This is a genomic window from Streptomyces sp. ID05-39B (assembly GCF_033794725.1).
Taxonomy (GTDB): Bacteria; Actinomycetota; Actinomycetes; order Streptomycetales; family Streptomycetaceae; genus Streptomyces; species Streptomyces bobili.
Genome location: NZ_JARGEF010000330.1, coordinates 1 through 7,129, shown reverse-complemented (window position 1 = coordinate 7,129; position 7,129 = coordinate 1). Strand labels below are relative to the sequence as shown.

Below are 7,129 nucleotides of genomic sequence, written 5' to 3'. Positions count from 1 at the left end.
TCTTTTTTTTGGGGGGCGGGAGATGTTAAAAGGGAACAGGAACAGGGGCCCGGGGGACGGGGGGGGCCGCGGGTCGGGCGGCCGGCCGGGCCGGCTCCCCCGCCTGTCCGACGGCCCCCTGTCCCGCGTGGTGCCGCAGTGGCACCGCGGCCCGGCAACCGGCGGAGCCTCGACGCCCGCCGACCACGCCGCCCGCGCGGACCACACCCTCGACACGGCGAGCGGGGCGCCGCCCGCCCGGCGCCCGCACCCCGGCACGGGATCGCCGGGCCACCTTCCGCGTGACCGGGACACGGCGTGAGGACCGCCCCCGGCCGGATCGGGGTGCTCACCCTGGACACGCTGGTCCGTCTGGGGCGCGGCTCCGGCGGCGACACCCTTCGGGCGCCGCACCGGATCACGGTTCCCGAGGGCATGACCGCCCCGCTGGGCTGCGACGCCGTCGCCGTCCCGGCGCGGCTCGGCCCGCTGGTCATGCCCCGCCTCCCGCGCGTGGGCTGCGTGTACGCCGACGAGGCGCACTGGTGGTGGCTGGTCCCGTCGGACTCCGACTACGCCCTGGACTGGCCCGCCCCCGCGCGGTACGCCACGGGCGCGCTCGTGCCGGACGCCGCGCGGATCCCCGGCCTCATCCACCGGCCGGACGGCACACTTCCGTACACCCCGCCCATCCCCCTCTATCTGACCCTGTGCCGCCTCACGGACACTCCGCCCACCTGGTCACGGCCGATCAGCGCGTGACGCGCGCCCGCGCGCTCGGTGCCCCACCCGGTGCCCCACCCTGATCGACACCCGCCGTCCTCCCGCAGACCCCCGGGCGCACGCCCGCGTGCTGCGCCCGAGTCCGTCCCGCGCCCTGCCCTACCTCAGCCCCTTCCCGCGATAGTGGCCATCCGTCCACGATCGGGGGAGGCCGAGGGTGCGGAACGCGCCGGAACACAAGGATCCCGAGGAACGCGACGTCTCTGAGTCGGAGCGCCTGCTCTTCGGCGGACCACTCCGTTACGACATGGGCTGGAACCAGCACCGGGACGCCTTCCTGGAGCTGAACTTCCGGGCCATGGTGACCCGGCTGCCCTCTCTCCTCATCTCCAGCCTCCGGCTGGCCCGCGAGGCCGACCCGCGCGCGGCCCGGATCGTGGTCGCCGCCGAGCTGGGCCGGGGCGTGGCGCAGGCGGTGAGTCTGCTCGCGGTGAACACCGTGCTTGGCCGGCTGATCGCCGGCGGCCCGATCGAGGACCGGCTGCGCGGCGCGGCCCCCGCACTGACCGTCGTGGCCGCCGCGCTGTTCGTCGCGGTGGTACTGCGGGCCGCGTCGACGTACGCCACCGGGCGCCTGGAGCCCAAGGTGGAACGGGTGGCGACCGAGCGGTACCTGGAGCGGGCCGCCGCCGTGGAGCTGGCCGCGATCGAGGACCACGCCTTCCACAAGCTGCTGGACACCGCACAGTACGGCGCCCGGTCCAGCCGCTACATGATCAGTCACGCCACGCGCGTGGTGAACGCGATGATCTCCCTGATCGCGGCGGCGGGCGTGCTGACCGTCCTGCACCCGCTGCTGCTGCCCCTGCTGGCCACGATGACGCTGCCCAGCGCCTGGAGCGCCCTGACGAACGCGCGGCGCCGGTACGAGTCCTTCCACGCCTGGGTGCAGCACGCGCGCGCGGGCCATCTGCTCGCGGGTCTGCTCACCGAGCCCGCGGCGGCGCCCGAGATCCGCGTCCACGGAGTCGGCCCCTTCCTGCTGCGGCACTTTCGGGCCATGTCGGAGACCGCGGAGGCGGAGCAGGCCCGCCTGGCCGCTCTCGCCGCCCGCACCGGCCTGTTCGCGGCGGCCTGGACGGGCCTGGCGACGCTGGCGACGTACGCCACGCTCGGCGGGCTGCTGCTCACCGAGGCCATGGCGCTGGCGGTGGCCGGTACGGCCGTCATCGCGATCCGCAGCGGCTCGGCGAGCCTGAACACGCTGGTCGTGGAGGTCAACCAGCTCCACGAGGAGGCGCTGTTCGTGGGCGATCTGCAACGCCTGTACGTCGAGGCGGCCGAACGGGCAATCCCGGAGGGTGGCTGCGCCCTGCCGGAGGATCCGCGGGAGATCCGGTTCGAGAACGTGTCCTTCGGCTATCCGGGCGAGTCGGCCCGGCCCGCCCTCGACGATGTGACCCTCACCCTGCCGCTCGGCCGGATCATCGCGCTCGTCGGGGAGAACGGTTCCGGCAAGACGACCCTGGTGAAGCTGCTGGCGGGGCTGTACCGGCCGGACCGGGGGCGGATCCTGTGGGACGGCGTGGACGCGGCGGACGCCGACCGGCACCTGCTGGCCGAGCGCGTCGCGATGGTGGCGCAGGACTTCAAGCGGTGGCCGTTCACGGCCCGGGTCAACGTGGCCGTCGGCCGTTCGTCGGCGCCGCTGACCGAGGAGCGCCTGGCCGACGCGATCGGTGAGGCGGGCGCCGAGGAGGTGGTCGCGGATCTGCCGCACGGCCTGGACACCCTGCTGGCCCGCAACTTCAGCGGCGGGCACGAGCTGTCCGGCGGTCAGTGGCAGCGGCTGGGCATCGCTCGGGCGGCGTACCGGCGGGGGCGCATCCTGATCGTGGACGAGCCGACGGCGGCACTGGACGCGCGGGCCGAACTGGAGGTCTTCGAGAAGATCCGCGCGCTGGCCGACGGCGGTCAGACGGTCGTACTGATCACGCACCGGCTGGCGTCGGTCCGGCACGCCGACCTGGTGCACGTCCTGGAGCAGGGCCGGCTGGTGGAGTCGGGCGCCCCGGAGCAGCTGCTGGCCGAGGGTGGGGTCTACGCGGAGCTGTACGCGCTTCAGGCGGGGCAGTTCACGAGCCCGGCCACGGGCCGGGTGCACGCCTCGAAAGCGGGCTGATCCCGGGGTCAGTCGGTGGCTTCGCCGCCCCGGACGACCACCAGGAACGTGTCGCTCGCGAGGTCCATGACAACCTCGGCGGCCAGTCCCTCCATGCGCCGTGCCTGAGCGAACTCCTCCGCGGGCCACGACCCACGCGGCCCGCCCGCGGGAAAGCGTTCGAGCACTGTTCGCCCGTTCACCATCTCGCACCTCCGATAAGCGTTGTACTTGTAGGAGTTAACGCTGTTCGGAGGCGGAACGCCTCGGCCAGTGACATGACTGAGACGTAGTTGACACAGGTTCAACGCAGAGTGTGAGGATCCGGTCACCTTCTGAACGTACCGGCTACGCTCCGCGTCAGAATTCGTACTCGTCGTGATAACGGATGCGGTCACTGCCCGCGGGGGCGCCGAGACCCGACGCCCTGCCCTTCGGCTCCTCCCATTCCTCCTGGCGCCCGAGGGCCGTCAGGTCGAGCAGCGAGGTGGTCGAGCCGAGCCCGTCGAGCCCGCGCTCGTACGCCGAGTAGGTGTGGAAGACCCGGCCGCCGTCCCGCAGGAAGCAGCTGAGGCCCGGCCGTTCCGTCAATTGCCCGGATTGCTCCAAAGTGACCCTGAAGTCCCGGTTGAAGCCGTTGTCGTAGGAGGAGTACCAGGGCAGCGTCCAGCCCATGCGCGCCTTGAACGGCAGGATCCTCGGGAAGGGTGCCCGGGAGACCACGGCGAACGACGTGCCGCGCGCCTTCAGATGGGCGAGGTGGCCGATCTGGTCGAGGAAGGCGGAGCAGCTGCGGCAGCCGGCCTCCCATTCGGGCGCGAACATGAAGTGGTGGACGACGAGTTGTTGGCTTCCGTCGAAGAGGTCCAGGAGGCTCGCCTTGCCGTCGCCGCCGTCGAAGACGTACTCCTCGGTGATCTCCACCATCGGCAGTCGGCGTCGCTCGGCGTTGAGCGCGTCCCGCGCGCGTGTCAGCACCTTCTCCTTGACCAGCAGTTCCTCGCGTGCGGCGTGCCATTCCTCGCGCGAGACGATCTCCGGAAGCGACATGGGCCCCTCCTGTTGCAGCGGTCCGTTCCGGGTGGTGACTGGTGCCACCGTCGGAACTCATCGCCGGCCCACGATTTCTTTGACGCCGTCACCGCCGCCGCCGCCGACGTGGCCGGGATCGTGGCCGCCGTACCGGCATCCCCGACACCGGCATCCTCCTCGCCCGCGGCACCGGCACCGGCACCCTGGAACGCGACCTCCCCGTCCTCGCCCGCGCGCCCGGCCGTACGCGTCGACCGCTCCGACCGCTCCGACCGCTCCGACCGCTCCGACCGCTCCGACCGCTCCGGCCGCTCCGGCCACGCCGTACGCCAGGGCTCACGCGAGCGGACCCCTCGTCCGGCCTCGCGGCGGCCGTGGTTCACACGGCAGCCGTGAGGCCTGTGACGGCGGTCGGCAGTCCCACCCGTTCGCGGTGTGCGGCCAGTTCGCCGAGGAGTTCGGTGAGCCGGTCGCCGTGACGGCGGTCGAGGTGGCCGGTGTCGTCGAGGTGGACGGCGGCGGCGGTGGTCGTGTCGACAAGTCGTTCGAGGAGGGCGGCGACCTCGTCGGTGCCCTCGGTGTGCCGGGCGAGCGCGGGAAGTTCGGCGGCCGAGAGGGCGATGGCGGCGCGGGCCTCGGAGAGCGCCCGGTAGGCCTCGCGGCGCAGCGTCCAGCGGGCGGCGCGGCCGTCGGAGCCGTCCTGGCCGGCCAGTACGTGCGCGAGGTAGGCGTGCGCGGCGCCCGCGGCGGCGGCGAGCCGGGCCCGCACGTGCCCGCCGCGCTCCCCCGGCATCGGCAGATGCCCGACGATCAGCACGAGCGCGCAGGCCAGCAGGGTCTCCCCGATCCGCCCGACGGAGGCCTGGGGTTCCCCGCCGACCATGACGAGCGACAGGACGAGGACGGTGACCACGGCGGTCTGGGCGGCGAAGTGCCGGGTGGAGACGGGGATCAGCGCCCCGCAGACGGCGACCAGCGCCACGAGCCCCTGCGGGTGGGGCAGCACGGCGGCGAATCCCGCGAAGAGCAGCGCCCCGAGGACGGTCCCCGCGGCCCGGCACAGTACGCGCGAGACCAGCGGCCCGAGGTCGGGCTTGACGAGGAAGACGGCGGTGGCGGGCAGCCAGTACCAGTGCGTGTGCTGCCCGTACCAGTGGGAGTGGTGCAGGGCCTGGGCGATGGCGGCGCTGGCGCCGAAGCAGAGGGCGACCCGCAGCCCGTACTCCCGCCCACCGGCGCCGAAGGCGGTCCGCAACAGGTCACGGGCGCCACGCCGGCGGGTGTGGAGGTCGGAGCCGCCGTCCTGGTCGAAGGCGTGGGCGGCCTGGAGCAGGGCGTCGTCGAGGGCGCGCAGCGCGGGCGCGGACCGGGCGGGCGCGGGCAGCGGCCCGGTGGCCGCACTCTCGCGTACGGCGGCGGCGAGGCGCCGGGGTCCAGCGGCGGCCCGGCCGCCGAGGGGTTCACCGGCCCAGGCGAGGGCGGTGGCGGCCTCGGCGAGGGGCAGGGCGGCGGCGTACTGGGCGTGCAGCCGGCGTTCGGCCGCCGAACTGGCGTAGCGCCGCAGCCGGGGTCCCGCGAGGGCGTCCTGGGCCTGGTCGAGAGCGGCGGTGAGGGCGGCGCGGCGGGCGGTCGCGTGCTCGGTGCCCGCCGCGTCGAGGAGAGAGGCGACGGCCTCGTAGACGGCGGCCACGGCCGCCCGTTCCCCGTCGAAGCGGAAGTCTCCGGCCAGCGCGCCGGGGGTGGGCAGCGCGAGCCGCAGCACGATCAGCCAGCCCGCGCCGGCGAGAAAGGCGAGGGCCCGCACCCAGCCGCTGTCGGGAAGCGGCATCCCGGCGCCGATGGCCGCCGCGACGAGCAGTTGGGTCCCGCCCCCGGACGCGACGGGCCCGATGGCGCTCATCCCGCCGGCCAGGAGGCCAAGCGCGGTCAGGACGAGCGTCAGCACGACCGCGCCGGCGTGGTCCCCGGCATACGTACCGACGAGGACTCCGGCCGCCCCGGCGAGAGCAGGCGCCCCGAGCCGCCGGACCGCGGTGCGCCGGCTGCCGGGCCGGTCGTTGATCCCGGCGAGCATGGCGGCGATGGCGGCGACGACCCCGAGGGAGGTGTGACCGACGAGGACGGCGGCGAGCAGCAGCGGCCCCGCGGCGAGTGCGCCACGGACGACGGCACTCCACGGGACGGGTCCCCGCTGGGCGCGCAGGGCGTGCGCGAGCCAGGGCGGCAGGGCGGGGAGTGTGCGAACGGCAACGGTGGGACGCGGGGACACAAAGCTCCGTTCGGACGAGGGCGGGGATGTGCCTTCGGGCGACGGTGGCCGGGGCTGGTGCTGAGGCTGTGTCTCCACCGTACGGGGCGATCCTGGAGAAGCTGGGACGGCCGCGTTTCGGGAAGGTGACACCTGGCCCGTATCCCGCGTTCTTTATGAACGCAACTGCCGGCGCGGCTGCTGTTTGGGAGGGACGCGGCCGGGCGCGGGAGCCGCCGAGGGCTACGGCTCGGACGCAGGGAGAGCAATGTCGCGAGGCGGTCGGCGGTCGGCGGTCAGCGGTCAGCGGTCAGCGGTCACGGAAGACGGCGGCGTCCGTCAGAAGTCCCGGAGGTTGCCGTGCCGGTGACGGGTCGGCGGGTGGTCCAGGTCGTCGGCGATGTCGAGGAGGGCGCCGGGCGGAGCCCCTCGCAGACGGTTGCGGGCAGTCGTACGGAAGACGGCCAGGGCGGCTCGGGCACGCGACTCGTACGGGCCGTCGACTCTCGCGTTGAGCGAGCGCGGGTACGTGTAGGCGGTGAAGGCCGACCGGACGGGGACGGGACGCGGGCGGCGTCCCTCGCGCTGCGCACGGGCGAACTCCTCGCTGGTGAACCGGAGTTGGACGAGGCGGTGCCCGGAGCGCAGTCCGGCCCAGTGGGTCGACCAGGGGGCCGGGTGGCGGTTGCGGTGTCGGGGTCGGATGTGGTGGACGGTGCGGGACATGGCAGACCTCCGGGGCCCGCCGGGATTTCCGGCGCGGGCCGCTAGAAGTCCGCCGCGGTGAAACGGCCGAGGTGCTTGGTGCGCATGGCAGGAAGGATGCCTCCGCACCCGGCGCTCGTCCAGCGGGTTGACGCGGCGGGTGCGGAGGCATCCTTCCTGCCATGCGCACCAAGCACCTCGGCCGTTTCACCGCGGCGGACTTCTAGCGGCCCGCGCCGGAAATCCCGGCGCGGGCCGCTAGAAGTCCGCCGCGGTGAAAC

At 74.0% G+C, this 7,129-nt stretch carries 6 protein-coding genes and 1 pseudogene; 3 read left to right on the top strand and 4 right to left on the bottom strand.

All coding sequences use genetic code 11. The features are described 5' to 3' along the window. From P1P75_RS37980 to P1P75_RS37970, 3 genes and pseudogenes are all read left to right on the top strand, one after another. Positions 1–301: pseudogene (locus tag P1P75_RS37980) on the top strand (hypothetical protein); the annotation flags it as partial. Next, the gene (locus P1P75_RS37975) at positions 298–741 is read left to right on the top strand and encodes a hypothetical protein (RefSeq protein WP_319264011.1); all 444 of its coding nucleotides are present in this window, start codon (positions 298–300) and stop codon (positions 739–741) included. The pseudogene P1P75_RS37980 and the gene P1P75_RS37975, both read left to right, overlap by 4 nt. 268 nt (positions 742–1,009) lie before the next feature. Then, positions 1,010–2,884: an ABC transporter ATP-binding protein gene (locus P1P75_RS37970; protein ID WP_319264012.1), complete on the top strand. Its 1,875-nt coding sequence runs from the start codon at positions 1,010–1,012 to the stop codon at positions 2,882–2,884. 8 nt (positions 2,885–2,892) lie between these two features. On the opposite strand, the gene P1P75_RS37965 is transcribed toward P1P75_RS37970, so the two are convergent. From P1P75_RS37965 to P1P75_RS37950, 4 genes are all read right to left on the bottom strand, one after another. Further along, positions 2,893–3,069, bottom strand: coding sequence for a hypothetical protein (locus P1P75_RS37965; protein WP_086771208.1), 177 nt, complete (start codon positions 3,067–3,069; stop codon positions 2,893–2,895). Between the two features lie 154 nt (positions 3,070–3,223). After that, positions 3,224–3,913: a DUF899 domain-containing protein gene (locus P1P75_RS37960; RefSeq protein ID WP_319264009.1), complete on the bottom strand. Its 690-nt coding sequence runs from the start codon at positions 3,911–3,913 to the stop codon at positions 3,224–3,226. A 361-nt stretch (positions 3,914–4,274) separates the two neighbouring features. Further along, positions 4,275–6,164: an FUSC family protein gene (locus P1P75_RS37955; protein ID WP_319264007.1), complete on the bottom strand. Its 1,890-nt coding sequence runs from the start codon at positions 6,162–6,164 to the stop codon at positions 4,275–4,277. A gap of 318 nt (positions 6,165–6,482) precedes the next feature. Beyond that, positions 6,483–6,869 carry a hypothetical protein gene (locus P1P75_RS37950; protein ID WP_319264006.1) on the bottom strand — a complete coding sequence of 129 codons (387 nt, stop codon included), beginning with the start codon at positions 6,867–6,869 and terminating at the stop codon, positions 6,483–6,485. Between the last annotated feature and the right edge of the window lie 260 nt (positions 6,870–7,129).